The 26,356-nt window shown below is 73.1% G+C and carries 23 protein-coding genes; 20 read left to right on the forward strand and 3 right to left on the reverse strand.

All coding sequences use genetic code 11. The features are described from left to right. Positions 1-249 precede the first annotated feature (249 nt). The 4 genes from EEJ42_RS06950 (at position 250) to EEJ42_RS06965 (ending at position 4,177) form a co-directional block, all read left to right on the forward strand. Positions 250-1,494: an NAD(P)/FAD-dependent oxidoreductase gene (locus EEJ42_RS06950; protein WP_246096177.1), complete on the forward strand. Its 1,245-nt coding sequence runs from the start codon at positions 250-252 to the stop codon at positions 1,492-1,494. A 59-nt stretch (positions 1,495-1,553) separates the two neighbouring features. After that, positions 1,554-2,012 carry an SRPBCC family protein gene (locus tag EEJ42_RS06955; protein ID WP_123099092.1) on the forward strand — a complete coding sequence of 153 codons (459 nt, stop codon included), beginning with the start codon at positions 1,554-1,556 and terminating at the stop codon, positions 2,010-2,012. Between the two features lie 137 nt (positions 2,013-2,149). Beyond that, a complete protein-coding gene (locus EEJ42_RS06960; RefSeq protein ID WP_123099093.1) occupies positions 2,150-2,944 on the forward strand; it encodes an IclR family transcriptional regulator in 795 nt (264 codons plus the stop codon). A 108-nt stretch (positions 2,945-3,052) separates the two neighbouring features. Beyond that, positions 3,053-4,177, forward strand: coding sequence for a PP2C family protein-serine/threonine phosphatase (locus EEJ42_RS06965; protein ID WP_123099094.1), 1,125 nt, complete (start codon positions 3,053-3,055; stop codon positions 4,175-4,177). A 32-nt stretch (positions 4,178-4,209) separates the two neighbouring features. Here the strand turns inward: EEJ42_RS06965 and nac are convergent, their stop codons facing one another. Continuing rightward, the gene (gene nac, locus EEJ42_RS06970) at positions 4,210-5,112 is read right to left on the reverse strand and encodes a nitrogen assimilation transcriptional regulator NAC (protein ID WP_123099095.1); all 903 of its coding nucleotides are present in this window, start codon (positions 5,110-5,112) and stop codon (positions 4,210-4,212) included. A gap of 254 nt (positions 5,113-5,366) precedes the next feature. On the opposite strand from nac, the gene EEJ42_RS06975 reads away from it, so the two are divergent. From EEJ42_RS06975 to EEJ42_RS07025, 11 genes are all read left to right on the forward strand, one after another. After that, complete coding sequence (locus tag EEJ42_RS06975) at positions 5,367-6,167, forward strand: LamB/YcsF family protein (protein ID WP_123099096.1); 801 nt, start codon at positions 5,367-5,369, stop codon at positions 6,165-6,167. Position 6,168: 1 nt separating this feature from the next. Continuing rightward, positions 6,169-6,906, forward strand: coding sequence for a 5-oxoprolinase subunit B family protein (locus EEJ42_RS06980; protein WP_123099097.1), 738 nt, complete (start codon positions 6,169-6,171; stop codon positions 6,904-6,906). Next, the gene (locus EEJ42_RS06985; protein WP_246096178.1) at positions 6,899-7,942 is read left to right on the forward strand and encodes a 5-oxoprolinase subunit C family protein; all 1,044 of its coding nucleotides are present in this window, start codon (positions 6,899-6,901) and stop codon (positions 7,940-7,942) included. The genes EEJ42_RS06980 and EEJ42_RS06985 overlap by 8 nt, the downstream gene beginning before the upstream one ends. 124 nt (positions 7,943-8,066) lie before the next feature. After that, the gene (locus EEJ42_RS06990; protein ID WP_123099098.1) at positions 8,067-9,386 is read left to right on the forward strand and encodes an MFS transporter; all 1,320 of its coding nucleotides are present in this window, start codon (positions 8,067-8,069) and stop codon (positions 9,384-9,386) included. A 48-nt stretch (positions 9,387-9,434) separates the two neighbouring features. Further along, entirely contained in the window at positions 9,435-10,178 is a 744-nt protein-coding gene (locus EEJ42_RS06995) for an SDR family oxidoreductase (protein WP_123099099.1), read from the forward strand. Further along, complete coding sequence (locus EEJ42_RS07000) at positions 10,179-11,393, forward strand: aspartate transaminase (RefSeq protein ID WP_123099100.1); 1,215 nt, start codon at positions 10,179-10,181, stop codon at positions 11,391-11,393. It begins immediately after the preceding gene. 9 nt (positions 11,394-11,402) lie between these two features. After that, positions 11,403-12,074 carry a 4-carboxy-4-hydroxy-2-oxoadipate aldolase/oxaloacetate decarboxylase gene (locus tag EEJ42_RS07005; RefSeq protein ID WP_123099101.1) on the forward strand — a complete coding sequence of 224 codons (672 nt, stop codon included), beginning with the start codon at positions 11,403-11,405 and terminating at the stop codon, positions 12,072-12,074. A 94-nt stretch (positions 12,075-12,168) separates the two neighbouring features. Next, a complete protein-coding gene (locus tag EEJ42_RS07010; protein ID WP_246096180.1) occupies positions 12,169-12,600 on the forward strand; it encodes a hypothetical protein in 432 nt (143 codons plus the stop codon). A gap of 121 nt (positions 12,601-12,721) precedes the next feature. After that, positions 12,722-17,962: a caspase family protein gene (locus tag EEJ42_RS07015; protein ID WP_281291409.1), complete on the forward strand. Its 5,241-nt coding sequence runs from the start codon at positions 12,722-12,724 to the stop codon at positions 17,960-17,962. A 40-nt stretch (positions 17,963-18,002) separates the two neighbouring features. Beyond that, positions 18,003-18,851, forward strand: a complete 849-nt coding sequence (locus tag EEJ42_RS07020) for a hypothetical protein (protein WP_123099103.1) — start codon at positions 18,003-18,005, stop codon at positions 18,849-18,851. Between the two features lie 192 nt (positions 18,852-19,043). Continuing rightward, the gene (locus EEJ42_RS07025; protein ID WP_123099104.1) at positions 19,044-20,279 is read left to right on the forward strand and encodes an NHL repeat-containing protein; all 1,236 of its coding nucleotides are present in this window, start codon (positions 19,044-19,046) and stop codon (positions 20,277-20,279) included. 18 nt (positions 20,280-20,297) lie between these two features. Here EEJ42_RS07025 and EEJ42_RS07030 read toward each other — a convergent pair whose 3' ends face one another. Beyond that, positions 20,298-21,008, reverse strand: coding sequence for a Crp/Fnr family transcriptional regulator (locus EEJ42_RS07030; protein WP_123099105.1), 711 nt, complete (start codon positions 21,006-21,008; stop codon positions 20,298-20,300). 23 nt (positions 21,009-21,031) lie between these two features. On the opposite strand from EEJ42_RS07030, the gene EEJ42_RS07035 reads away from it, so the two are divergent. After that, the gene (locus EEJ42_RS07035) at positions 21,032-21,301 is read left to right on the forward strand and encodes a YciI family protein (RefSeq protein ID WP_123099106.1); all 270 of its coding nucleotides are present in this window, start codon (positions 21,032-21,034) and stop codon (positions 21,299-21,301) included. A 21-nt stretch (positions 21,302-21,322) separates the two neighbouring features. On the opposite strand, the gene EEJ42_RS07040 is transcribed toward EEJ42_RS07035, so the two are convergent. Then, positions 21,323-22,834 carry a subtype B tannase gene (locus tag EEJ42_RS07040; protein ID WP_184502976.1) on the reverse strand — a complete coding sequence of 504 codons (1,512 nt, stop codon included), beginning with the start codon at positions 22,832-22,834 and terminating at the stop codon, positions 21,323-21,325. Between EEJ42_RS07040 and EEJ42_RS50195 the strand changes: the two genes are divergently transcribed. From EEJ42_RS50195 to EEJ42_RS07055, 4 genes are read left to right on the forward strand one after another with little or no spacing between them, the layout of a single operon-like run. Beyond that, positions 22,833-23,039, forward strand: coding sequence for a hypothetical protein (locus EEJ42_RS50195; RefSeq protein ID WP_148081874.1), 207 nt, complete (start codon positions 22,833-22,835; stop codon positions 23,037-23,039). The two genes, EEJ42_RS07040 and EEJ42_RS50195, sit on opposite strands and share 2 nt — an antisense overlap. A gap of 26 nt (positions 23,040-23,065) precedes the next feature. Next, positions 23,066-24,055, forward strand: a complete 990-nt coding sequence (locus EEJ42_RS07045) for an ATP-binding cassette domain-containing protein (protein ID WP_184502977.1) — start codon at positions 23,066-23,068, stop codon at positions 24,053-24,055. Further along, positions 24,052-24,849 (forward strand): ABC transporter permease, encoded by a 798-nt coding sequence (locus tag EEJ42_RS07050; protein ID WP_123099108.1) that lies wholly within the window; start codon positions 24,052-24,054, stop codon positions 24,847-24,849. The genes EEJ42_RS07045 and EEJ42_RS07050 overlap by 4 nt, the downstream gene beginning before the upstream one ends. A 33-nt stretch (positions 24,850-24,882) precedes the next feature. Next, complete coding sequence (locus EEJ42_RS07055; protein WP_123099109.1) at positions 24,883-26,121, forward strand: cytochrome P450; 1,239 nt, start codon at positions 24,883-24,885, stop codon at positions 26,119-26,121. Positions 26,122-26,356 lie beyond the last annotated feature (235 nt).

Raw genomic sequence — 26,356 nt, forward strand, 5'->3', positions numbered from 1 at the left:
AGACGGCCCTGCCCGCGCCCGGGGCGGGCAGCACCGGGGCGGCCCGGCACCGGAGGCGGACCGGCGCCCGAGGCGACCCGGCACCACCGCATGCCCGGCCCGCGTCTCGGCTTGTGCCGCGCGACAACACCCGCCCCCGCGCAATCGGCCCCCAGGACAGTGCGGCGCGCGCCCCCGCCCGCCCATGATGCGTACGCAGCACGCGACACCGGGGAATCCGGGGGAAGCCAGGGGAAGGAGAACGCCACCGTGTCCACACCACGCAGCGCCGTCGTCGTCGGGGCCGGAATCGTCGGGCTCGCCACCGCGTGGGCCCTCCAGAGCCGGGGCGTCGAGGTCACGGTGGCCGAGCGGCGGCGGCCGGCGGCCGGGGCGTCGTGGGGGAACGCGGGGTGGCTGACACCGGCGCTCGCCATGCCGTTGCCCGAGCCCGCCGCGCTGCGGTACGGGGTGCGCAGCCTGGTCACGCCGACCTCGCCCGTCTACATCCCGCCGCGGGCCGATCCGCGGCTGGCGCGCTTCCTGCTGTCGTTCACCCGGCACTGCACCCCGCGCCGCTGGCGGGTGCTGGCCACCACGTTCGCCGCGCTGAACCGGCAGGCGCTCGCCGCGTACGACGACCTCGCGGCGGGCGGTGTCCAGGAGCCGACCGTCCCGGTGGACCCGATGCTGCTCGCCTTCGGTACGGCGGCCGAGCGGGCGGGGATGGTGGAGGAGCTGGAGCACGCGCGGGCGGCGGGCTACGAGATTCCGTACGAGACGATCGACGGCGACCGTGCGCGCTTCCTGGAGCCGGTGCTCAGCGACGCGGTCGGCGCGGGCATCGCGCTGCACGGGCAGCGGCGGCTGAACCCCGGGAACTTCGTGCGGGCGCTGGCGGACGCGGTGCGGGAGCGCGGCGGGAAGGTCGTGGAGCAGGCCGACGTATCGGGCATCCGCGACCTGGGCACGGGCGTCGCGGTCGGCACGTCGCAGGGTGATCTGCGCGCGGACGTCGCCGTCGTCTCCACCGGGACCTGGCTGAACCGGCTGGTCCGGCCGTTCGGGGTACGGGTGCCCGTCCAGTCCGGGCGCGGCTACAGCTTCAGCGTGCCCGCCGCGGGCGCACCGGCGCGCCCGACGTATCTGGCCGGGCAGAAGGTGGTGTGCACCCCGCTGGGCGACGGCCGGGTGCGGGTCGCCGGGATGATGGAACTGGCGCCTCCGGAGCGGCCGGTCGATCCGCGGCGCATCCAGGCGATCATCGCCGCGGCCCGTCCGCTGCTGCGGGACGTCGACTGGGACGCCCGTACGGACGAGTGGGTCGGCTCGCGCCCGTGCACCGCCGACGGGCTGCCGCTGGTCGGCCCGACCGCCTCGCCGCGGGTGTACGTGAACGGCGGCCACGGCATGTGGGGCGTGGCCCTCGGCCCCCTCACCGGCCGGCTGCTGGCCGACGCCATCGCGACCGGCACCGCCCCCGCCGAACTGGCCGCGCTGCATCCTCTGCGCTGACGTTTTACGGGCGCGGGCACGGTTACCCGGTGCGGCGACAGCGTCGAAAGGAGTCACCGATGAGCACCGTGCGGGAGACCGTCGAGGTTGAGGTTCCGCTGCACACGGCCTACAACCAGTGGACGCAGTTCACCGAGTTCCCGCGGTTCATGGAAGGCGTGGACCAGGTGACCCAGGTGGACGACCGTCACAACCACTGGTCGACTTCCATTGCCGGTGTGCACCGCGAGTTCGACACCGAGATCGTCGATCAGCTCCCCGACGAGCGCATCGCCTGGCGTACGACCTCGGGCGATGTGCAGCAGCAGGGCCTGGTGACCTTCCGGTCCCTGGACGCCACCCACACCGAGGTCAACCTGGCCATGGTCTTCGAGCCGACCGGCATGGCGGAGAAGGCCGCGGACATGACCGGGACGCTCGACCGCCGGATCAAGGGCGACCTGCACCGGTTCAAGGACTTCATCGAGCACCGGGGCCAGGAAGAGGGCGGCTGGCGGGGCCGCATCAGCCCCGGCTGACCGCCTTCGCTCCGGATCGAGGGCGTCGGCCGACTATCCGGGTCGGCCGACGCCCTCGCGCATGCCCTGACGGTGCCGCCCGAGCCCGGCCGCGGATCGCCCTTGCCCGGCCGCCGTACCGGGCGCAAGCTGGTCATATGGGTACTCCAGGAGGCCCTACGCTCATCACCTCCGTGCAGCGAGCCTTCCGCCTGATGGAGGCCGTGGGCGCACATGAGGGCGGTGCGCCGGCGAAGCAGCTGGCGCGGGAGGCGGGGCTGCCGCTGGCCACCGCGTACCACCTGCTGCGGACCCTGGTCCACGACGGCTATGTGCACCGGCTGCCCGACGGCGGCTTCGTCGTCGGCGACAAGCTGCACACGCTCCAGGTCGGCAGCCGCGGGCAGGCGCTGCTCAACCGGGTGCGGCCGGCGCTGGCCGGGCTGCGGGACGAGCTGTCGGCGGCCGCGTACCTGACCTTCTACGAGGACGGCGAGATCCGGGTCGCGGAGATCGTCGACAGCCCCCGGGCGCCCCGGGTGGATCTGTGGGTGGGGTTCGAGGACGCCGGGCACGCCACCGCGCTCGGCAAGTGCGTGCTGCGCGAGCTGGGTGACGAGGCCCGCAGCGACTATCTGTCCCGGCATCCGCTCGCCGACCTCACGCCCCGCACCGTCACCCGCCCCGCCGAGCTGCTGCGGCGGCTGGACGCCTCGGCCGCCGACGAGCCGATGATCGACCTGGAGGAGTACGCGCTGGGCACGGTCTGCTTCGCGGTGCCCGTGTACAGCGGGGACCGGCTCGGATCGCTGGGGGTGTCGCTCCAGGCCGGTCGGGCGGGTCTGGCCGGTCGGGCCGGTCAGGCGGACCGGGACGCGCGGCTGGAGGAGATACGCGAGCGGCTGCTGCCGACGGCCGACCGCGTGACCAGGAGCCTTTCGCTCACTATCTGAAATTCCGGCCCTTGTCGCTCCCCGCGAAGCGCTGGTTCTCTGGATGAAACGGACATCACGCCGTATCCGAACGAAGCCGGCGAGCGAGAGAGAGCAGTCGACCCGGACATGATCCAGGCCCGTACCCATCTGGACCAGCCCTATCCCCCCGCGCCGTTCGCGGCCGGAGTGCCCGTACTCATCCTGGGTGCGGTCGCGGCCATCGCCTTCGTCACCGGAGACGGGACGAGCTGGCTGCCGCTGCTCGCCGTCGCACCCGCGCTGGCCGCCGCCGCGTGCCGCCCGTGGGCGGTGCTGCGGATCGGGTTCCTCGCCGTCGCGCTGGGCGCGGGGCTCGGCGCGTGGCAGGCCGCGCCGGTCCACGGGCAGGCGGTCATGCTGTCGACGCTCATCGCCGTGACCCTGGCGAGCTGCCTGGCCAGCGTGTTGCGCAGGCGCCGGGAACGGGTGCTGGCCGCGGTCCGCTCGGTCGCCGAGGCCGCGCAGAACGCGCTGCTCCGGCCGGTGCCCGCGAGGGTCGGCCAGTTCCAGGTGGCGGTCCGCTACAGCGCCGCCGCGGCGGAAGCCCGGGTGGGCGGCGACCTGTACGCGCTGGTGTCCACCCCGTACGGGGTCCGGCTGATCGTCGGCGATGTGCGCGGCAAGGGGCTGCCCGCCGTGTCCACCGCCGCGCTGGTGCTCGGCGTGTTCCGGGAGGCCGCGTACGACGAACCGGACCTGCTGGACGTCGTCGGCCGCATCGAGCGCAGCCTCGCCCGCAACCTGGCCCCCGACGACTTCGTCACCGCCGTCGTCGCCGGATACCCGGCCGACGGGCGCATGGAGATCGTCAACTGCGGCCACGCGCCGCCGCTGCTGATCGGCCCGGCCGGTGCGGTCGTGCCCGTCGAGCCGGTGCGCCCGGCGCCGCCGCTGGGCCTGGCCTCGCTGGGCGGGGAGGCGCCGAGCCTGGAGGTGGTGCCGTTCGCCGACGGCGACCAGATGCTGCTGTACACCGACGGGGTCATCGAGGCGCGCGACCACGGCCGGGCGTACTTCCCGCTGGCCGAGCGGGTGCCCGGGCACGTGTCCGACGAGCCGTCCCGGACCCTGGCCGGGCTGCACGACGAACTGCTGGCGCACGTCGGCGGTCGGCTGCACGACGACGCGGCGCTCCTGCTGCTGCGGAAGCCCGCCGCCTCGGGCCGGGTGGAGTCGGCGGTCGACGCGGCCACCGACACCACGGGCGTCTGAGCGGCGGCCCGTCCTCGCTGCGGCGGCCCGCTCTAGCCGAAGTCGGCGATCAGTTCATGGAAGAGATCGTGCACGGCATGGGCGGGCTCCGACAGCGGCTGGTGGTCGGACGTACACAACGAGAGCTTGACCGGGATGGTCGGGTTCACGATCCGGCGCACCACCAGGTTCTGCACGTCGAGGATCGCGCGCGCCGCCGACCACGGCAGCACCGTCGCCCCCAGGTCCGCGCCGACCGCGCTGACCAGCGTCAGGACGGACTCGACCTCGCCGATCACCCGCGGCTGGAGTGAGGCCTGCTGGAACGCGGCGTCCACGACCTGACGGATGGTGTGGATCCGGCTGGGCAGCAGCAGTTCCACGTCCGCCAGTTCCTCCAGCGGGACGTCCGCGCCCCCGCCCGGCTCCGTCGTCCTGCCCGGCGCCGCGATCAGGAACAGGTCCTCGGTGCGCAGCGGTTCGAACTGCACGCCCCGCAGCGGCCCCGCCCCGTAGATGAACGCCATGTCCATCCGGCCGGTCATGATCGCCTCGCTGATCACCCCGCCGAAGTTCTCGTTGATGTGCAGCACGATGTCGGGGTAGCGCTCGCGCACGCTGGTGAGCAGCGGCAGCGCGAGCGCCGCGCCCATGCTGTACGGGGCCAGGCCCACCGAGACGCTGCCCGCGGGTGCCCGCCCGGACACGTCGACGGCGGCCTGCGCCAGTTCGACCTGGCGCAGGATGAGCTGGGCGTGCCGGTACAGCGCCCGGCCCGCCTCGGTGGGTGCCACGCCGCGCTTGCTGCGGATCAGCAGCTGCTGTTTGAAGTGGGACTCCAGGTAGGAGAGCTGCTGGCTGAGGGCGGGCTGCGCGATGTGCAGGATGTCGGCCGCGCGCGTGATGCTCCCGGCGTCGACGATCTTCACGAACGAGTACAGACGCCTGGTGTCCATGGGCGGTCCTCCGGGCTGGGCGGGCCCTCATGGTAGGCGCCGCACCGGCGGCCGCAGACGGCGAGTGTGGTCCAGGTCATAACCAGAGCTGATTACGTCACACCCAACGCATATTTGCCGCCTTCTCTCCCGCAGATTACGTTCACCGGAACGCGAATTTCTCTCCACGCGAAGATCCCTCTCGCGACCCTCTCGCACGCTCCCTCTCACGAAAGTGCGACACCGCCGCTTTCTTCAATTTCCGGAGGACGTCAATGACGCATGCCGTCGATCTCGTGGCCGACCTCGGCGAGGGATTCGGCGCCTACACCATGGGCGACGACGAGGCGCTGCTGGACGTGCTGACATCGGCCAATATCGCGTGCGGATTCCATGCGGGCGATCCGAGAATCATGGACGCGACGGTTCGCCGCTGCGCCGAAATCGGTGTCGCCGTGGGCGCGCATCACAGCTTTCCCGATCTCGTCGGATTCGGCCGCCGCGCGATGGATCTGACCCCGGACGAGGTCCGCACCGACACGCTGTACCAGATGGGCGCGCTGCACGCCTTCGCGACCGCGCACGGCACCGGGCTACGGCACATCGCGCCGCACGGGCGGCTCGGCAACCTGGTCGCGACCCGCCCCGACTACGCGGAGGCGGTGGCCGGGGCCGTGGCGTCCTTCGACCGGTCCCTGATCGTCCTCGCCCAGGACGGCGAACTCGCCGACGCCGCCCGCGCCCTGGGCCTGCGGGTCGGCATCGTCGGCATCGCCGACCGGGCGTACCGCGACGACGGCACGCTGGTGCCCCGGAGCGAGCCCGGTGCGGTGCTCCACGACGCGGGGGAGATCGCCGAACGGACGGTCCGGATGGTCACCGAGGGCGTGATCCGCACCGTCGGCGGCCGTGACCTCCCGGTCGCGTGCGACACCGTCCTGCTGCACGGCGACACCCCCGGCGCCATCGCGCTCGCCCGCCGGATCCGCGGCGAACTGCTCACCGCGGGGGTGCGCATCGCGCCGCTCACCGAGGTCCTGGACCTCAAGGCCGACGCCACCGTCGGGAGCGCCTGACATGGCGGGCGAGGCCACCCTCGGGGACTCGGGCGAGGTCACCATCGCGGACTGCGGCGACTCGGCCGTCGTGGTCAAGGCCACAGGACTGCCGCCGGACCGGGCCTGGCGGACCGTCCACGCCCTGGCCGACGCGGTCGAGGCCGCCCGGCCGGGCGGGGTGTACGGCATCGTGCCCACGTACGACACGCTGCTCGTCGAGTTCGACTGCGCCACCACCGACCACCTCACGCTCCGGCGCCTGTTGCGGTACGAGAGCGGTCGCCTCGCCGAGGGCCCGCGCCCCGGGCCCGCGCCCCGGCGCTTCGTCGTACCGGTGGTGTACGGCGGCGAGCACGGCCCCGACCTGCCCGTCGTCGCCGAGCAGCTGGGGCTCACCGAGGCCGAGGTGGTGGAGCTGCACGCGCGCGCTCCCCTCACCGTCCGCTGCTTCGGCGCCCCGGCCGCGGCCCCGATGATGGACGGCCCGGCGTTCCCGCGCCCGGTGCCGCGGCTCGCCTCGCCGCGGACCAGCGTCGTCCCCGGGTCGGTCGCGGTGGCCGGACGGCAGGCCGTCATCTCCCCGATGCCGTCCCCCGGCGGATGGCCGCTGCTGGGCCGCACCCCGCTGCGGGTGCTCGACCTGGACGCCCGGCCGCTGACGCCGTACCGGCCCGGCGACACCTTCCAGTTCGTACCCATCGCCCCCGAGCAGTGGGACGAGCACGCGGGCGCACCCCTGGCGGCGTGCCATGACTGACGCCCCCACCGTGACGGACGCCCTCACCGTGACCGACACCCTCACCGTCCACCGGGCGGGCCTGGCGACCGTGCAGGACCTCGGCCGGTTCGGCCACTCCCGCTACGGCCTGCCGGTCAACGGCGCGCTCGACCAGCACTCCGCCCGCGTCGCCAACGTGCTGGCCGGGAACGACGAGGGCGCGCCGCTGGTGGAGATCACCGCCCTGGACTTCGGCTGCACCCCGTCCACCGACATCCTCGTCGCGGTCACCGGCGCGCCCGCCGACGTCACCGTGGGCGGGGTGCCGCGGCCGATGTGGGAGCCGCTGCCGGTACGGGCCGGGGAGACGATCACCGTCAGCGGCATCCGGCTGGGGCTGCGCGTCTACCTCGCCGTCCTCGGCTCGGTGGACACCCCGTCCCTGCTGGGCAGCTGCGCCCCCGACACGATCCTCGGCTTCGGACGGTCGCTGCGCGACGGCGACGAGCTGGCGCTGCGCACCTCCTGCCCGCCGGTCGCCCATCCGGTGTTCGGCATCCCGCTGTTCCGGGTGCACGCCCCGGTGGCGCACTTCGCCGAGTCCTGGACGGTCGACGTGACCGACGGCCCCGACCTCGCCGAGTTCGGCGACACCGCCGAGCGGCTGTTCCGGTCGCCGTTCACCGTGACCCCGCGCAGCAACCACATCGGGCTGCGGATGAGCGGCGACGTACCGCGGCGGGTGGCGACCGGCGAAGTGCTGTCCCGCGGTGTGCCGGTGGGCGCGGTCGAGGTGCCCGCGGGCGACGAACTGCTCGTCCTGCACCGCGGCCGCGGCGTCACCGCCGGATATCCGGTGCTCGCCGTGGTCACCGCGACCGGTCTGTCCGCGCTCGGGCAGGCCAGGCCCGGCCAGTCGGTCCGCTTCCGGCACCGGACCGTGGAGGAGGCGGTGGCCGACCACCGGTCCCAGCGCCATGCCGTCCGCGCCCTGGCCACCCGCGTCCGGACCGTCTTCGACGAGCTGGGCGTCCCCGTCCCCCCGGCCACCCCGTCCGTCCCCGCCCCTGTGTGACGTCCCGCCCCTGTGTGAATCCCCGTCCCCGTGTGACCTCCCGTCCTCGTGTGACCTCCCGTCCCCCTTCCCCCTGTGAGTGATCCGCCCCACCTGCCTGACCCCGCTCCAGAAAAGAGACATCATGACCGCCGTCGCCGCCGCCCAACCCACCCCCAACGTCGTCGATCCCAGAACCGCGCGAAAGGTGACCCTCGCCGGATGCGTGGGGATCTTCGCCGAGCTCTACGACAACGGCATCTTCGGTTTCATGGCGGGCACCCTGGGTGTCGTCTTCTTCCCCGACGCGTCCAACGCGGTGCAGGTGCAGCTCGTCTTCCTCGGCTACGCCGTCTCGTTCTTCTTCCGCCCCCTCGGCGGCATCATCTGCGGGCACCTCGGCGACCGCATCGGACGCCAGCGGATGCTCGTTTTCGTCATCCTGCTGATCAGTGTCGCGACCGCGGCGATCGGCATGCTGCCGACGTACGCGAGTATCGGCATCGCGGCCCCCATCCTCCTCATCCTGCTCCGCGTGCTCCAGGGCTTCTCGGTCGGCGGTGAGGCGTCGGGCGCGATGAGCTTCCTCGCCGAGCACGCCCCCGAGGGCAAGCGCGGCCTCTACACCAGCTACGCCCAGATCGCCTCGTTCCTCTCGCTGCTCACCGGCACGCTGGTCGCCGCGGGCATGACCAGCGGCCTCGGCTCGGACGCGATGGAGTCGTGGGGCTGGCGCGTTCCGTTCCTGCTCGCCGTCCCGCTGGGCGTCGCGGGCCTCTACATCCGCAAGCGCATCAGCGACACCCCGAACTTCAACCGGCTGAAGGAATCGGGCGGGCTGTCGAAGAACCCGCTCAAGGAGGCGTTCACCTCCTCCGAGCACCGTCGCGCGATGCTGCTCGCCCTGTTCATCCCGCTGATGAACGGCTCCGGCTACTACGTGCTGTTCGGCTACATGCCCACGTTCATGAGCACCGAGCTGCACTTCAGCAAGGTGCAGGGGCTGCTCGTCACCTCGGCCAGCCTGGTGGCCATCTCCCTCGCCATTCCGTTCATGGGCAGGCTCTCCGACCGGATCGGGCGGAAGAAGGTCCTGTCGGGCGCCGCGATCGCCATGGCCGCCCTGGGCGTTCCCTGTTACCTGCTCATCGGCACCGGCAATGTGGCGCTGGCCATTCTCGGCGCGAGCGTCATGGCCGTCGTCTTCGCGGGCCACACCGGCGTCATCCACATCCTGCTGGTCGAACTCTTCCCGACCCGGGTGCGCTACTCCGCCTACGGCCTCGGCTACAACATCTCCTCGGCACTCTTCGGCGGTACCGCGCCGCTGCTGATGACCTATCTCATCGCCCAGACCGGAAACGTCAACGTGCCCGCCTTCTACGCGGTCGTCACCGCCCTCGGCACGCTCATCGCCGTATCCCGGGTGACGGACAAGGCACATCTGCCGCTGCGCGACGCCTAACTCCGAACCCCCGCCTCACACTCCCTTTCTGACAGGAGCGAAGCCCCGATGCCCTTTTCCGACTACAAGACCGCACTGGTGACCGGTGCCTCCACCGGAATCGGCGCGGTGGTCGTCGAGCGGCTGGCCAAGCAGGGCCTGGAGGTGCACGCCGTCGCCCGCAACGCCGACCGGCTCGACGACCTCGCCCGGCGGACCGGCTGCATCCCGCACGCCGTCGACATCACCGACACCGCCGCGCTCACCGCGGAACTGCGGGATCTCCAGGTCGACGTCCTCGTCAACAACGCCGGGGTGTCCCGCACCGGAAACATCCTCACCGCCGACGAGTTCGCGGTCGACGAGCAGATCGCCGTCAACATCCAGGCGGTGCTGCACCTGGTGCGGCTGGTCATGCCGGGAATGGTGGAGCGCGACCTCGGCCACATCGTCAACGTCAGCTCCATCGCCGGTGTCTACAACTTCGGCGGAAACACCATCTACCACGCCACCAAATCGGCCGTGCACACCCTCTCCCGCCAGCTGCGGGTGGACGGATACGGCCGCCGTATCCGGGTCACCGAAATCTGCCCCGGGCGGGTCGAGACGGAAATCTTCGGACGGCTGCTCGGCGACATGGAAGAGGCCCAGCGCCAGTTCTACGACGGCTACGAATCGCTCAAGCCGGAGGACATCGCCGACGCCATCGAATTCGCGATCTCCTCGCCGCGCCACGTCAACATCGGCCATGTGGAGATCCTGCCCACCTTCCAGGTGCCGGGCGGGCTCAACTTCGAGCGGAGGGCCGACTGAATGAGCACCGCACAGCGCGGCACCGCACAGCGCGTCGGCCGTATCAAACCCTCGCCCAGCACTGCGGCCGCCCAGCGGGTCCGCGAACTGAAGGCCCAGGGCCGGGACATCCTCGACCTCACCGTCGGCGAACCCGACTTCGACACCCCCGGCCATGTGAAGGACGCCGCCATCGAGGCGATCCGCCAGGGCGCCACCAAATACACCCCCGTCAACGGCACCCCGCAGCTGCGGTCCGCCATCGCCGACCGGCTCCGGCGGCGCCACGGGCTGGACTTCCCCGACGACCGGATCGCCGTGGGCGGCGGCGGGAAGCAGATCATCTTCCTCGCCCTGATGGCCACGCTGGACGCGGGCGACGAGGTCGTCATCCCGGCCCCGTACTGGGTCTCGTACCCGGACATGGTGCTGGCCAACGACGGCACCCCGGTGGTCGTCCCCTGCCCGGAGACCGACGGCTTCAAGCTGACCCCCGACCGGCTGGCCTCCGCCCTCACCGACCGCACCCGCTGGGTCGTCCTCAACTCCCCGGGCAACCCGACCGGCGCCGTCTACACGGCGGACGAGCTGCGCGCCCTCGCCGGGGTGCTGCTCGACCACCCGCACGTCCACGTGCTCACCGACGAGATCTACGACGAGATCTTCTTCGGGACGGGCCAGGTCCACAGCCTCGCCGCCGTCGAGCCACGCCTGGCCGACCGCGTCTTCTCCACCAACGGCGTCTCCAAGACGTACGCGATGACCGGCTGGCGCATCGGCTACGGCGCGGGCAACGCCGAGCTGATCCGGGCCATCAACACCCTCCAGTCCCAGATCTCCTCCTGCCCCTCCTCCATCAGCCAGGCCGCCGCCACCGCCGCGCTCGGCGGCGACCAGGGGTTCGTCCACGACAGCGTCGCCGTCTACCGCAGCCGCCGCGACGCCGTCGTCAAGCTGATCAACGACATCCCCGGACTGTCCTGCACCCCGCCGGACGGCGGCTTCTACGCCTTCGTCAACTGCACCGGCGTCCTCGGCACCCGCACGCCCTCCGGCCAGGAGGTCCGCACCGACGAGGACGTCGCCGCCCATCTGCTGGAGTCGCAGTCGGTCGCGGTGATCCACGGCGCCGCGTACGGCTCCCCGGGCTACTTCCGCATCTCCTTCGCCACCTCCAACGACGTCCTCACCGCGGCCTGCGAGGCCATCGCCCGCGCCCGCGCCGAGCTCTCCTGAAGGAGTCGCATGATCCGCGTCAACACCGCCTTCACCCGCCCCGATCCTGACCTGGTGAAGCAGCTGAGCGGCTACTCCGCCGCCACCATCCACGAAGCCCAGGGCCGCCTCGGCGCCCTCGACTCGACCATCAAGCCGGTCGACCCCGCGATGTCCCTGTGCGGCCCCGCCTTCCCCGTGGTCTGCGCGCCCCGCGACAACATCATGCTCCAGGTCGCCATCGCCCACGCCCGCCCCGGCGACGTCATCACCGTCTCGGCGGGCGAGTACGCCGAGGCGGGCTCCTTCGGCGACGTCCTGGCCAACGCCTGCGTCGCCAAGGGCCTCGGCGGCCTGGTCACCGACACCGGTGTCCGCGACACCCGCGAACTGCGCGAACTCGGCTTCCCTGTCTTCTCCTACAGCGTCTGCATGAAGGGCACGGTCAAGGAAACCGTCGGCCCGATGGCCGAACCCGTCCTGATCGGCGGCGAGATCATCCGCCCCGGCGACGTGGTCCGCGCCGACGCCGACGGCGTCGTGGTGGTCCGCCACGAGGACCTGGCGGACGTCATCGCCAAGTGCCAGGAGCGCGTCGAGGCCGAGGACGCCTTCATCGCCGCCTACCGCTCCGGCAAGAGCGTCATCGAGGTCTGCGGCCTCGAACCGGTCCTGAAGGCCAAGGGGTTGGTCATCGACTAGCCACGGCGCGGTCCCCGGCGGTGGCGGGGCCCGGGCGGGCATCTGAGTACCCGGGCTCATGCGCCCCGCCCCGCCTCCGGGTTGGCTGGAGCCCATGGCTGAGAGCCCTGTGTGCGAGAACGCGCCGTGTCACGACGTGTGGTGCGACGACGTACGGTGCGGCGCCGCACCGCCCGAGCGGGAGCGCGGCCCGGACGACCGGGTCTCCTGGCAGTGGATCGCACCGCTGCTCTCCACGCTCGTCACCCTCATTGTGGGCTTCTACATCACCGTCGGGGCCGGGTTGTCCCAGATGGCCTGCGACGCCCCCGGCGAGGCGGCGCGGGCCCGGTGCGAGTCCACCTTCCACCCCGCCATGAGGGTCTACTTCGGCGGTCTCGCCCTGCCCTTGGGCCTGCTGGTCGCCGGCTGGGCCCTGCCGCGGCGCCGACGCAACATCCCGCGCCGCATCCGCCTCGCCTTCCTGGCCCCGCTCTCGGTGGCCGTCCCGTACGCGGTCTTCAACGGGCTGGTCGACTGGCCGTGACAGTCGGCTGGGCGCAGGAGCCCCACCACCCGCCCCGTTGCGCTTCCGGACACGGGTTGCGATCATCCGGTTACGGTTCCCGCGACGCGCGGCGGGACGCACGGCAGTGGGGGAAGCAGCGGTGGGGCTCCAGGTGGGGCGGCGATTCTTCGTAGCGCTGGGCAGCGGGCGGTACTGCCATCTGCCGGAGGAGGAACAGCTGCCCCAAGTGCCCGGGGACGTCGCCGCGATGACCGGGCTCTTCGAGGGGTTCGGCTACCAGGCCGTCCTGCCGGGGCTCGGCGACTACGACGGCGCCGAGCAGATCCGGCAGAAGCTGCGCCACTGGTCGGCCGACACCCGGCTCACCCCGGACGACGTGGTGGTCGTGTACTTCGCCGGGCACGGCCTCGTCCACGACCGGGACCGGCACTATCTGCTGTGCTGGGACTCGCAGGACGACGACCCGGCCACCACCGCCCTGGCCACCGAGGACCTGGTGCGCATCCTGTGCCGGGGCGAGCTGCGCCATCTGCTGATCGTGCTGGACACCTGCGGCGGCGGCGCGGGCAGCGCGGATGCCGCCGGGCTGGCGCTCCAGTCGATCGCGTACCGGCACGGCGGCGGCGCGGCCTCGACCGGGCTGTGGTTCCTGGCGTCGGCCCGCCGCAAGGACGTCGCCGAGGACGGCGCGTTCGTGGCGGCCCTCGGCTCGTCCGTGGAGATCACCACGGAGCGCACCGGGCAGCGGCAGCAGTACCTGGACCTCACCGAGCTGGTGAAGGCGGTCAACGAGTGCTTCGACGCCGCCGGCCGGGGCCAGCGCGCCGAGCTGGCCAGCGGGCTGGTCACGGGCCTGGCGCCGTTCCTGCCCAACGCCGGGTACCGCGAGGAGCTGCCGCCCCTCGGCACCGACCTCGAAGTGCAGCGCCGGGTCGCCGAACGCGACCTCACCGAGCACTTCGGGCCCCGCGCCCGCGGTGTGGAGTTCGAGTCCGAGCAGGGCCTGTACTTCAGCGGCCGCGAGCGGGTGCTGACCGAACTCGTCGCCTGGCTGACCGCCGAACACGGCGATGGCAAGGGCCGGGTCGTCACCGGAAGCCCCGGCTGCGGCAAGTCGGCGGTCCTCGGCCGGATCGTGGCGCCGTCGGACCCGGCGTACCGGGCGAAGTTCGACCGGGAGGGCGTCGATCCGGCGACGCTGGTGCCCGAGGGCTGTGTCACGGCCGCGGTGCACGCGCGCCACAAGCGGCTGGAGGAGGTCGTCGAGCGCATCGCGACCGCGCTCGGCACCCGGGCCGACGGCACGGCCGCGCTGCTCCAGGAGCTGACCCGGCGCGGCCGCCAGGGCCCGCCGGTCGTGGTCGTCGTGGACGCCGTGGACGAGGCGGGGTCCGACACCGCCGCCGACGCGGGCGGCCACGGCGAGCCGCGCCGCATCACCCGCGAACTGCTGCGGCCCATGTCGGAGATCCAGGGCGTACGGCTCCTGGTGGGCACCCGCCACGAGCTGGTGCAGCCGCTCGGCCCCACCTTCACCTGCCTCGACCTGGACCGTCCCGGCTACCGGGCGGAAGAGGCGGACGTCGCCGGGTACGTCGCCAAGGTGCTCCTCGCCGTGGAGGAGCCGGAGGTCCGTACGCCCTACCGGGACCGGCCCGCCCTCGCGGAGACCGTCGCCCGGGGCGTCGCGAGGAAGGCCGCGGGCGTCTACCTCTACGCCCGCACCACCGCCCGCACCCTGCGCTCCGACCGCGCCGCGGTCGACGTGGACCACCCCGGCTGGGCGGACCGGCTGCCCAGCGAGGTCGGCGAGGCGTTCGACGACTATCTGGCCCGGTTCGGCCCGGACGAGCCCCGGGTGCGCCGGATGCTGCTTCCGCTGGCCTTCTCCGAGGGCAAGGGGCTGCCGCGCGGCCAGGTGTGGACGACGCTCAGCTCGCTGCTGTCCGGCACCGACTGCACCGAGGAGGACGTCTCCTGGCTGCTGGACGTCGCCGAGGCGTACGTCGCGGAGGTCATCGACGACGACCGCCGCTCGGTGTACCGGCTCTACCACAAGGCGCTGGCCGAGCATCTGCGCGCGACCGCCGACCGGCCGTCCGCCGAGATCCAGAAGCCCGTGGTCGAGGCGCTGGTGTCGGTCGTTCCGGCGCCGGACGGGCGGCCCGACTGGTTCGCGGCACCCCCGTACGTACGCCAGCACCTGGCCACCCATGCCGGGGCGGCGGGCCTGCTCACCGAGCTGATCAGGGACCCCGGTTTCCTGCTGGCCGGGGAACCGCTCGGGCTGCTGCGGGCGTTCGCCTCGATCGACGGCGACGGGCCGCGGCGGATACGCACCGCGTACGAGCAGGTCGCACACCGGCTCACTCCCGACCGCCCGCTCGGCGGCCGGGCGGCCGACCTCCAGCTGTCCGCCCGCCGCTGCCAGGCGGACGACCTCGCCGACGCCATCGGACGCCTCGGCGTCGCCCTGCCGTGGACGGCCCGCTGGGCGTGGTGGTCGGCCACGGGTGCGCACCGGCTGCTGAGCGGCCACACCAAGCAGGTCGGCTGCGTCGCCACCGGGGACCTCGACGGCAGGCCCATCGCGGTGACCGGCGGCGAGGACCGCACCGCCCGGGTCTGGGATCTCACCAACCAGCGGCAGATCGGCGAACCGCTGCCGGTGTTCGTCCCGGTCAGCGCGGTCGCCATCGGAGACCTGGGGGACTACACGGTCGCGCTCACCGGCGGCGTCGACGGCACCGTCCGGGTGTGGGACCTGTCGGCGGGCCAGGAGTACGGGCAGCCGCTGACCGGGCACACCAACCGCATCGAGGCCATGGAGATCGGCGCCATCGATGACAGGCCCGTGGTGCTGACGGCCAGCCAGGACGGCACGGCCCGGATCTGGGACCTGGCCGGGCGCCGCCAGCTCGGCTGCGACCTGGCCGTCCACAAGCGCACCGTCCTGGACGCGGCGCTCGGCGAACTCGACGGCCGCCCGGTCGCGGTCACCGGCGGCGAGGACAAGACCGTCCAGGTCTGGGACCTGAGCGATGTTCTCGACGGCGGCGACGCCCGGATCGACGGCAGCCCCCTGATCGGCCCCGCCGAGGCGGTCACCGCCGTATGCCTGGGGCGGCTGGAGGACCGTACGGTGGCCCTCGTCGGCGACAAGTCCGGCATGCTCAGCCTGTGGGACCTGGCCGAACGCCGCCAGCTCGGCGAACCCGTCACCGCCCACCGCTACTTCAGCCGCAGCGGCGTCGCCTCCGCCGTCATCGGCGAGTTCGACGGCCGCACCGTGGCGCTCACCGCGGGGGTGTGGGAAACCCGGCTGTGGGATCTGCGCACCCTGCGCCAGGTCGGCCACTCGCTGCGCGGCCACGTCGAGGACATCACCGCCGCCGCCCTCACCGGCGGCGACGATCCGCTCGCCGTCACGGTCGGCAACGACCGCACCGCCCGCATCTGGGACCTGTCGGCCGATCAGCCCGCCGAGGGGCACACGGGCCAGGTGTGCGCGGTGGCCTACCGCGACGTACGGGGCACTCCGTTGGCCGTCACCGGAGGCCAGGACGGCACCGCCCGGCTGTGGGACCTGCGCACCCGCACCCAGGCCGGGCGGCCCATGGAGGGCCACCGGGGGCAGGTGCAGGCCGTCGCCCTGGAGCGCATCGACGGCCGCCCGGTCGCGGTCACCGGCGGCTCCGACACCACGGTCCGGCTCTGGGACCCGGTCAGCGGCGAACCCCTGGGCGCGCCGCTGACCGGTCACACCAACGTGGTGCGCTGCGTCGCCACCGGCACCCTGGCCGGGCGGCCGGTCGTGGTCAGCGGCGGCGAGGACGGCACCGTACGGATCTGGTACGCGCCCTCCGGCGAGCCCGCGACGCCGCCGCTGGCCGGACACATCGGCGGCGTACGGTATGTGGCGGTCCGGGGGACCACCGGGGGCATGGAGATCGCCATCGCCACGTCGCTCGACCACGCCTATGTGTGGCGGGTCGACGGCACGGGCACGGCCCCGCCCACCGGACCGTCCGCCCACTTCGACGTCGAGGACCTGACGCGGTCCTCGCGGGCCGTCGGGGTCGCGTTCCACGGGGACCGCCCGGTGGTGCTGTCCTCGCACGAGGGCAACGGCCTGTACGTACACGACATCGCCACCCGCACCGCGGTCGGCCGCCCGCTGCTGGGCCACACCGACTTCGTGGCGGCGGGCAGCCTGGCCCAGGTCGGCGGCAGGACCCTGGTGGCGTCCATGGCCTTCGACGACACGGCGCGGGTCTGGGACCTGGCCACGGGGAGGGCACTGGGCACCCCGATGGAAGGGTCGAACAGGGTCATGGCCCAATACCCCCCGGCCACGGCGCTCGGACTGGTGGACGGCACCACGGTCGCGATCACCGCCTTCCCCCGCGTGGTGCGGGTGTGGGACCTGACCGCCACCCGCCCGGTGGGGGAGCCGCTGTGCGGGGTGACCCACAGCCTGATCTCGGCCGACATCGTCGCGATTCCGCACACCGGCGGCTCGGCCGTGATCACCGGCGGTCTGGACGGCACCGTGCGCACCCACGACCTGCACAACGGACGGCAGATCGCCGCCCATCTCGTGTCGGCCGAGCACACCATTTACTGCATGGCCGCCGCCCGGGTGGACGGTGAGGCCGTCGTGGTGCGCGGGGGCTGGACGGGAGCCGACGTCTGGAGCCTGGGACTGCGCCGTCGGCTGGTCCGGCGGTCCGGCACCGCTCTGCGGGCGTGCCCGTACGCCCTCGACGGCCGGGCCCTGGTGGTGTCGGCCGCGAAGGATCACACCCTGAACATCTGGGACCTGCGCACCCAGGCCCCCGTCCATCCGCCGATGGCCGGTCACACCGCGGACGTCATGGCCCTGCGGGCGGGCCGGGCCGGCGACCGGGAAGTGATCGCCAGCTCCTCGGTCGACGGCAGCGTCTGGCTGTGGAACCCGCGGACCGGCAAACCCTTCGCGGAACCGCTCACCGGCCACACCATGGGCGCGCTCAGCGTCGATTTCGCCCACCACCTGGGCCGGGACGTCCTGGCCGTGGGCACGGGCGACGGCCAACTCCGCTTCTGGGACCTGGCCGACCACTCCGACCTCGGCATCGACCTGGAGCCCTTCCCCTCCGGGGTCCTGGCGGTCGAGGCCGCCGACATCGACGGCGTGCCGATCCTGGTCGCCGCCGACGGCTTCGGCCTGGTCCGCGTCTGGGACCTGCGGTCCGCGTCCTGGACGGCCGAGATCGACATCGGCAGCAGCATCCGGGACGTGGCCGTCGGCGGCGGGCAGCTGTGCGTCGCCACCCACATGGGCGCCGTCGTCCTCGGCCTCAACGCCCCCGGCACCGAGGAGCCCGACCCCCGATGACTCCCCTTCACGACTCCGCCCGCGAGGGGAGCCGCGCCCGATGACCCGCGTCGTACTCGTCCACGGCATCGCCCAGCAGGTGAAGGGCGCCGAGACGCTTCTCGCCGACTGGTACCCGGCCCTGTGCGACGGCCTCGCCCTCGCCTCCGGCCCCCGCCCGGAGCGGCACGAGGTGTCCATGGCCTTCTACGGCGACCTCTTCCGCCCCGCGGGCCACCGCGGCCTCGGCGTCCCCGACCTCGACGCGTCCGACGTCGAGGAGGGCCTGGAAACCGACCTCCTGCTCGGCTGGTGGCACGCCGCCGCCCAGCACGAACCCCAGGTCACCGGACCCGAGGCGACCACCCGCCTGCGCACCCCGTACGCCGTGCAGCGCGCCCTGAACGCCCTGAGCCACTCGGCCTTCTTCGCCGGGCTCAGCGAACGCCTCATGATCGCCAGCGCCCGGCAGGTGCGCCGCTACTTCACCGAACCCGACCTCCGCGCCCGCGTCCAGGACCGCCTCGCCCGCACTGTGACGGCCGACACCGAGGTCATCGTCGCCCACTCCCTGGGCACCGTCGTCGCCTACGAAACCCTCTGTGCGCACCCCGAGTGGCCCGACCTGCACCTCATCACCCTCGGGTCGCCGCTCGCCATCCCCCGTCTGGTCCTCGACCGCCTCCTGCCCCCACCCGCCCCGCACCCCCGCTGGCCCGCCCCCGTCGCCCGCTGGACCAACATCGCCGACCGCGCCGACGCCGTGGCCCTCACCAAGACCCTCGCCCCGGCCTTCGGTCCCCGCATCACCGACCTCCTCGTCCACAACGGCCCCCAGGCCCACGACGTCCGCCCGTACCTGACGGCCCGCGAAACCGGCGCGGCCGTCGCCGAGGCGCTGGCCGTGTAGCGCCCGGCACCCGCGCGGCTCCCGGCACGAGCGTTCCGACAGCGCCACTCGGATACCGCCGTTCCGCCGACAGCCGCCCGGGTGGATTCCGGGCGGCCCGGTGGCGTGGTGCGGACGGCGGCCGGGGGTGGGTTCCTAAGGTCGGGGTCACGGCAATGGGCCGATCGTCCGGAAATCACAGGTGGGTGTGGAATGGGCCGCTTCTCCGTACGGCACCGACTGACCGCGCTGGCGGGAATCCTGACGCTGTGTGCGTACGGGCTCGTCTCCGGCCTCGCCCCCGCGGCCGCCGCGCCGCGGGTCGCGCAGCTGTACGTCTCGGAGTACACCGACAACACCGTGCTGAAGGTCGCCACCGACGGCAGCGGCCAGAGCACCGTGCCCACCATCGGCCTCACCCGCCCCACCGGCCTCGCCGTCGACACCGACGGCAACCTCTACGTCTCCGACACCGGCAATAACCGGGTGGTGACGGTCCCCGCGGACGGCAGCGGTCAGAGCACGCTCCCCACCACCGGGCTGTCCCGCCCGATCGGGCTGGCCACCGAAGGCGAGGACGGTGACGATGAAGGTGACGACGACCTGTACGTCGCCGACAGCTTCAACGACCGGGTGGTGGAGGTGGCCACCAACGGCAGCGGCGGCCAGACCACCGTTCCCACCACCGGCCTGGTCCATCCGGACGGCCTGGCGCTCGACGCGCACGACAACCTCTACATCGCCGACTTCGTCAACGACCGCGTCGTGGTGGTGCCCGTGGACGGCGGGCCGCAGCTCACCGTGCCCACGGCGGGGCTCTCCGAGCCCACGGGGCTCGCGTTCGACCACGCCGGGAACCTGTACGTCGCCGACTCGGGCAACGACCGCGTGGTGAAGCTGCCCCGGGGCGGCGGCCCGCAGACGACCGTCCCCGCGACCGGGCTGAACACCCCGCAGGGGCTGGCGGTCGACGCGTACGGCAACCTGTTCGTCGCCGACTTCGGCAACGACCGGGTGGTGGAGGTCCCCGCGGACGGCAGCGGCCAGACCACCGTGCCCATCGCCGGGCTGAGCAGCCCGGTCGGGCTGGCCATCCCGCCGTCCCACCCCGTGTCCACCCGCCTCGAGGCGAGCGCGGCCACCGTGGAACGGCACACGTCGCCCGCGTCGCTGCGGGTCAAGGGGCTGTCCGCAACGCTGACCACCGCCGACGGTGACCCGCTGCCCGGGCAGACGGTCCGGTTCACCGACAACACCGGCGCCCGCAAGCTGTGTGCCGCGGTGACGAACGCCCGGGGCCGGGCGCGGTGCGACGCCACGCTCCGCACCGGTTCGCGGGCCCGCTACGACGACCTGCGCCACCACGGCTACCGCGCCACGTACGCGGGCACCGCCCCGTACCGTCCCAGCTCGGCCGCCGCCCACCTACGTGCCGCACGCCGCACCTGAGGCCCCGCCCCCGGCGGATCAGCCCGCGGCGCGCCGCCCCAGCAGCTCCGGGGCGAGCACCGTCACCGACCGCGGACCCACCTCGATCAGGCCGTCGCGGCGCAGCCGGGCGAGGGCACGGTTGACCGTGACCCGGGTGACGCCCAGCAGGTGGCCCAGCTCCGCTTGGGTGCCCGGCAGCGGGACCCGGCCCCCGGCGGCCGTCGCGGCCTCCTCCAGCAGCCAGGCCGCCAGCCGCGCCTCGGCGGACCCGGTGGCGGTGGCCATGAACCGTTCCTGCTGCCGCCGCGCCTGCCCGGCCAGGACGCGCAGGACGTGACCCCGTACCGGGGCCGCGTCCGGAGCGGGGTCCTCGACCAGCGCCAGAAAGCGGTCCCGGCGCAGCCTGCGCACGGTGCACGGGGTGAGTGCGGTGAATGTCGCGGTGTGCCCCCGGCCGTCGATCACCGCGATCTTGTCGAGGGCGCACGGACCGGACCACTGGCCGAACCGGACGACCCGCCCGGAGGCCGTCGTGCCGGTGGCGGCCACCGAGCCCCGCAGGAGCAACGGGAGGTACCCGGCCGGTTCGCCCGCGGCGGCCAGCACCTGCCCGGCCGGGCAGGTGCGCTGCGCCGAAGCGGCCCACAGCGCGCGCAGCCGCTCCTCCGGCAGCCCGGCGAGCAGCGGTACCTCGCCCAGCAGCCGCCAGCCCGCGGCCGGTGTATCGGCCGATACAGACCCGCCCATCCTCACCCGCCTACCTTCGCCGCATGCTGATCGTGGAACTGGCCTTCATGCCCACGCCGGAACGCCTCGCCGCCCGCCCGGCCCACCGCGCCCTCCTCGGCGACCTCTCCGCGGACGGCCGTCTCGTCGCGGCGGGCCCCTGGGCGGACGACACGGGCGCCCTGCTGATCTTCGACGTCGAGCGGGAGGACCTGGACCGTATCCTCGCCGCCGATCCGTACTACCGCACCCCCGGCGTCGACATCACGGCCATCCGCCCCTGGACCCCGCTGTTCGGCCCGCCGCACCGCTGACGCCAACGGCGGGCCGTCGGCTCACCTGGAGTGGCCCGTCACGCGGCCGATCCACGTCATGAAGTCCGCCGCGTCCTCGTTGGCGCCGTGGCCGGCGTCCCAGTACATCAGGGCGTTGACGTCGTCGCCCAGGTTCTCCAGGCCCGCGGCGAGGTTGCCGACGACGGTGAGCGAGGTGTCGGTGTCCTTGGTGCCGACGCGGATCCACCAGTGCTTCGCCCGGCCGGGGTTCCGCTGCCCGATGAAGAACATGGGGTTCATCAGGTCGAGTTTGCGGGGCAGGTCGCCGTCGAGGCGTGCGCTGTCGTTGCCGGTGGCGTGGCGGAGGCTGTACAGGGTGAAGTGGCGGGCCTTGGTGGCTCCCGTGCCGAACAGGTTGTTCTCCGGTGCGGAGAGGTCGAAGGGGTCGAAGGCGGGGGTGTTCTTCTTGCGGGCCCCTACGTGGGTGAGGAAGTCGCTCCACGCGAAGGCGGCCCGGTCGCCGGACCAGGTGAGCCACGGGTTCTTGGCCAGGTAGCCCGAACGGTCGGCTGCCGGGAGGGACTTGAGGTAGGTGGTGGCCGCCGGTTCGAGGTAGGTCGTGACGAGGTAGTCGTCGTAGGTGCGGGCCGTGAGGGGGCCGAAGCCGTGCTTGCCCCGCAGTTTCAGGGCGGCCTGGTATTCGGCGAAGGCGGAGCGCAGCTCCTTGGAGATGGTCTGGTCGACGGTGTCGCCGGAACTCAGCTTGTTGCCGCCCCAGTTCCATTCGTACGCCATGTCGGCGTGTTCCAGGTCGGCGATGGGGCACCAGGCGCCGCCCGCGAAGATGGCGTCGCCGGCGGGGGCCGCGCCCAGTTCCCTGAGGTCGGCCTCGTACAGGGGGCTGTCCCCGGACGCTCCGAGCAGGGCGGACAGGGCGCCTCCGGCGCTGGTTCCGGAGGAGACGATCCGGTCGGTGTTCCCCGGTATGCGGCCCTCGTTGAAGCGTACGTACCGCACCGCGGCCTTGAGGTCCACGATGGCGGTCGGCGCCGTGCCGTAGTACGTGCCGTCCGCGTCGACGAGGGTCCGGCCGCGGGCGCCCGGCTCCACGACGACGTAACCGGCGGCGACGGCCAGCTTGGCGTTGCTGACCATGGCCGCCTGCCCGCCGCCACTGCCGCCACCGCCACCGCCGCCGCCCCCGCCGGGCGGGGTCATCGGGGAACCGCCGACCCCGGTGGCGTCCGCCACGGACGACGGCATGTAGCCGCCCACCGAGTTGGCGAAGAGGATCGGCGCGCGGGTGGCGTCGACCGCCGTGCCGTCGATCTCGACGGGCACGCTGACGTTGAGGCACTGGTACTTCGCGTCCACCGGGTTCGTGACGTACGTGATGGCCTTGTAGAAGTGGTACGTCACGGCCTTGTCGCCGTCGTCCGTGGCGACGGTCGTCGTCAGGACCGTGTAGGCGTCCTTGTCGAAGACCAGCGCGTCCGAGGGCTTCCGCGAGCGGGCGGCGGCGACGCCGACCCCCGCCGTCGACGCCGCCGCGGTGGCCGCGGCGAGTCCCATGACCATGGTCCTGCGCTTCACTGACATCTCCTGCCGGTTCGTCCGTGGTCCCCGTCGCTTGGTGAACGTATGGATCGTCCGCAATATCGTCAACAATTTCGGCGGCATTCATGGCGAACGCACAGGCGGGGCAGAGCGGTTGCGGCACGGGGCAGGCGCTGAAACCGGCGGGACGGACGCCGCAACCGGACTGAAGCCGCGCTGAAGCCGAGCACCCGCAGTCTCTGGGGCATGACCTCACGAGACGGAACGACGGGCGCGGCGGCCGCGTCGGCCACACCGGCCATCGCCGCCGAAGGACTGCGCAAGGCATACGGCGACAAGGTCGTCCTCGACGGGATCGACCTCCACGTGCCGCGGGGGACGGTCTTCTCCCTCCTCGGCCCGAACGGCGCCGGGAAGACCACCACCGTCCAGATCCTCTCCACCCTGATCACCGCCGACGGCGGCCGGGCGAGCGTGGCCGGGCACGACCTGGCCGCCGCCCCGCAGGCCGTGCGTGCCGCGATCGGCGTCACCGGGCAGTTCTCCGCCGTCGACAACATGATCACCGGCGAGGAGAACATGGCCCTCATGGCGGATCTCCACCACCTGGGCCGCCGGGAGGGGAAGCGGATCACCGCCGAACTCCTCGACCGCTTCGACCTCGTGGAGGCGGCCAAGAAGCCCGCCTCCACCTACTCCGGCGGGATGCGGCGCCGCCTCGACATCGCGATGACCCTGGTCGGCTCGCCGCGCGTGATCTTCCTCGACGAGCCGACCACCGGCCTCGACCCGCGCAGCCGCCACACCATGTGGGAGATCATCCGCGATCTCGTCGCGGGCGGGGTGACGGTCTTCCTCACCACCCAGTACCTGGAGGAGGCGGATCAGCTCGCCGACCGCGTCGCCGTCCTCAGCCGGGGCCGACTGGCCGCCCAGGGAACCCCCGAGGAGCTGAAGCGGCTGGTGCCCGGCGGCCATGTCCGCCTCACGTTCGCCGATCCGGCCGCCCTCGCCGCCGCGTACCGGGCCCTCGGTGACGGCGCCGCGGCCGACGAGGAGGGCCTGTCCCTCCGGGTGCCGAACGACGGCAGCGTCCACGCGCTGCGCTCGCTGCTCGACGGCCTCGACCGGGCCGCCGTGACGTCCGAGGGCCTGACCGTGCACACCCCCGACCTGGACGACGTCTTCTTCGCGGTCACCGGCCGCCCCGGAAACGACAAGGTGGAAGCCCGATGAGCGACCGTTCTCCCGCCCCGCACCCGCTGCGCGACTCGATGACCATGCTGCGGCGCAATCTGCTGCACGCCCGCCGCTACCCCTCCATGACCATCGGCGTCACCGGGATGCCGGTGATCATGCTCCTGCTCTTCGTGTACGTCTTCGGCACGGCGCTCAGCACCGGCCTCGGCGGCGGAGGTGACCGTTCCGCGTACATCGCCTACGTCGTCCCCGGCATCCTGCTGATGACCGTCGGCTCCGGAACGGTGCCGACCGCCGTCGCCGTGTGCACCGACATGGCCGAGGGCATCGTGGCCCGCTTCCGCACCATGGCCATCTCCCGCTCCTCGGTCCTCGTCGGCCATGTCGTCGGCAGCGTCGTCCAGACCATGATCAGCCTGGCGGTGGTGACCGGGGTCGCGCTCGCCATCGGGTTCCGTTCCGACGCCGGAGCCGTCGAATGGCTCGCCGCCGCCGGAGTCCTCGCCCTGGCCTGCTGCGCGCTCACCTGGCTCGCGGTCGGCATGGGCCTCGCCAGCCCGACGCCCGAGGCCGCCAGCAACGCCGTACTGCCGCTGTCGTTCCTGCTGCCCTTCATCAGCAGCGCGTTCGTGCCGGTCGACGCGATGCCCGGCTGGATCCGGTGGTTCGCCGAGTACCAGCCCTTCACCACCGTGGTCGAGACCCTGCGCGGGCTCCTCACCGGCACGGAGATCGGTCACAACGGCTGGCTGTCCGTCGCCTGGTGCCTCGCCATCACCCTGCTCGGCTACGTCTGGTCGCAGCGCCGCTTCGCCCGCGACCCCCGCTGAACCCCTCCCACTCCACAAGGAAGCGAGACCGCCATGTCCGAGAACGCCGTCCACCTCACCCCCGAGCAGGTCGAGGACCCCGCACGCGGCTACGCCGACCTCCGTACCCGCGACGAACTCCCGCAGGTCGTCCTCCCCGGCCTCACCACCCCCGTCCGGCTGGTCACCCGGTACGCCGACGTCAAGGCCGCCCTCACCGAGCCGCGGCTGATCCGCGACCGCACCCGGATCCCGGGCGACGCCGACGAGGCCCAAGCCTCCGACGCGCAGGACGAGTTGCTGGAGGCGGCCTCCGCCGGGCTCCCCGCCGAGTACGTGAAGTACTTCGCCGGACACCTCGCCCTCTTCGACGGCGAGGAGCACGCCCACCGCCGCGCCCCGCTGACCCGCGCGTTCACCGCCCGCCGCATCGCGGCACTGCGTACCTTCGTCGAGCGGACCGCGGACGCCCTGGTCGCCGAGGCCGAGGGGAACGGCGGTACGGACCTCCTCGGCGCCTTCGCCTACCCCCTGGCCACCCAGGTCATCTGCGAACTGATCGGCGTCGAGGAGCGCGACCGCGACCAGGTCTGCTCCTGGATGCGGGACTTCGCCTTCGGCGACGGCAGCCGGGCCGGGGAGGCGCTCGTGGCGCTGGTCGAATACGCCAAGGAGCTGATCGCCCGCCGCCGGGCCGAACCCACCGAAGACCTGATCTCCGCCCTCCTCGACGGGGACGTGCTCACCGAGGACGAGCTGATCGGCATCGTCTTCCTGCTCATCAACACCGGCATCACCCCGCCCGCGCTCTTCCTGGCCCACGCCGCCCTCGCCCTGCTCGACCACCCCGAGCAGGCCGCCCGGCTGCACGCCGACCCCGAACTCCTCCCGCGCGCCGTCCCCGAACTCCTCCGGTACGTCTCCATCGTCCGCATCGGCGCCACCCTCTACGCCACCGAGGACTTCGACTTCGCCGGTACCGCGCTGCGCCGGGGCGAGTCGGTGACGGTCGCCCTGCTCGCCGCCGACCACGACCCGGAGGAGTTCGGCGACGGCGCCGGACAGCTCGACGTCGGCAGGGAGTTCGGCCGCGGCGACGGCCACCTCGCCTTCGGCCACGGCGCCCACTACTGCATCGGCGCCGCGCTCGGCCGCCTCGTCACGAGCGTCGTCCTCGACCGCCTCTTCGTCCGCCGCGACGACCTCCGCCTCGCCGTGTCCCGCGCCGAGCTGGAGTTCGGCCACTGGCCGGGCGACGGCTTCCACCTCCTGCGCCTGCCGGTCCGCCTGTGACCCCGGGCCACCGGCTACTGGCCACGGGTCCCGGCGCCCGTCTACCGGGGCTTGGGGCCCGCCCCGGCCACCGGCCCGCCGCCACAGGAGTCACCGGCCTGCGGCACCGGCCCCGCCACAGGAGGACACCGGCCTGCGGCCCCCGGGGCACCGGCCCCGCCACCGGTTCCCAGCCTCCGGCTCAGGCGCCCCGGTTACAGGGAGCCACCGGCCCCCCGGCCCCCGGCGCACCCCC

The organism is Streptomyces botrytidirepellens (genome assembly GCF_003721215.1).
In the GTDB taxonomy this organism is placed as follows: domain Bacteria; phylum Actinomycetota; class Actinomycetes; order Streptomycetales; family Streptomycetaceae; genus Streptomyces; species Streptomyces himastatinicus.